The 1656-nt window shown below is 67.2% G+C and carries 1 protein-coding gene; it reads left to right on the top strand.

The genetic code is table 11. The annotated features are described in order from the left end of the window. Positions 1 to 316 precede the first annotated feature (316 nt). Positions 317 to 1656, top strand: a 1340-nt coding sequence (locus AC04ME_RS19150) for an ISL3 family transposase (RefSeq protein WP_475436601.1), incomplete at its 3' end; no start/stop codon positions are given.

Genomic DNA, 1656 nt, shown 5'->3' with positions numbered 1-1656 from the left:
GTGTTCAGCAAAGGCGCGGTGAAGTGTCCGAACTGAGACATGCAATTCGGAGGCTATATGCTCGGCGCGGAGTCCTGGGTGTGACGCTAGTCGTTCCAGGAGGTCAAGAGCGCGCATGTACGTGTCCGATTCCTGCCGACGATGTTCACCAAGCGCTGACATGAGTATTGCTGAGGCTAGCTCCGGTACGGCGGGGCTGAATAAGTGGCTCATCCCGGTTGTGGGTGTAGCAGGCGTTGGCGTGGCGGTCCCGGGATAGACGTCGAGGCCTCCCGAGGATGAAGGCTCCTACACGCTCATCCTGAAAGACCTCGACGTGCCCGACGCTACCGCCGGCGACCGCTCACGCGCGTTCGCCCACCCAGATCTGACCACCTTCTGCCGACTCGACGAGCTCGGCCTCGTCGTCACCGGCCAACGCCTCGAGTCCGACCGTGCGGTCGTCGCGTGCCGGGTCGCCGAAGCCGACCAGTGGTGCCGCCGATGCGGCTGCGAAGGAACCCCGCGGGACACGGTCACCAGGCAGCTGGCCCACGAACCACTCGGCTGGCGACCTACCACGCTGCTGCTCACCATCCGCCGCTACCGATGCGCTGGCTGCGGGCACGTGTGGCGCCAAGACACCTCCCGGGCGGCCGAACCTCGGGCGAAGCTCTCGCGTCGCGGGCTGCGGTGGGCACTTGAGGGGATCGTGATCGCTCACCTCACCGTCGCCCGGGTCGCCGAGGGTCTCGGGGTTGCCTGGGACACCGCTAATGACGCCGTCGTGGCCGAGGGCAAGCGGGTCCTGATCGACGACCCGGCACGGTTCGAGGGTGTCCGAGTCGTTGGCGTCGATGAACACGTGTGGCGCCACACCAGGCGTGGCGACAAGTACGTCACCGTGATCATCGACCTCACCCCGATCCGTGATGGCACCGGCCCGGCACGGCTCCTGGACATGGTCGAGGGTCGCTCGAAGCAGGTGTTCAAGACCTGGCTCGCCACCCGGAGCGACACCTGGCGTGACGGCGTGGAAGTCGTCGCGATGGACGGGTTCAGCGGCTTCAAGACCGCCACCACCGAGGAGCTCCCCGACGCTGTCGCGGTCATGGATCCCTTCCACGTGGTCCGGTTGGCCGGCGACGCGTTGGACCGGTGTCGACGCCGGGTCCAGCAGGCCATCCACGGTCACCGCGGCCACAAGGGTGACCCGCTCTACTCCGCACGGCGAACGATGCATACCGGTGCTGGGCTGCTCACTGACAAGCAGGCCAGCCGACTACGGGCACTGTTCGCCGGTGATGAGCACGTGCAGGTCGAGGCGACCTGGGGGATCTATCAGCGGATGATCGCGGCCTACCGCCACGAGGACCGACGCCAGGGCCGCGAACTCATGACCAAGCTGATCGAGTCGGTCAGCGACGGCGTCCCGGCCGCGCTGATCGAGGTCATCACGCTGGGCCGGACGTTGAAGAAGCGGGCCGCCGACGTGCTGGCCTACTTCGACCGCCCCGGCACCAGCAACGGGCCTACGGAGGCGATCAACGGCCGGCTCGAACACCTCCGCGGCTCAGCCCTCGGGTTCCGCAACCTCACCAACTACATCGCCAGGTCCCTGCTCGAGACCGGCGGCCTCACCAACTACATCGCCAGGTCCCTGCTCGAGACCGGCGG

It is taken from the genome of Microbacterium sp. LjRoot205 (genome assembly GCF_056175745.1).
The sequence above is the reverse complement of the archived record's forward strand: the minus strand, read 5'-3'. Positions and strand labels throughout refer to the sequence as shown.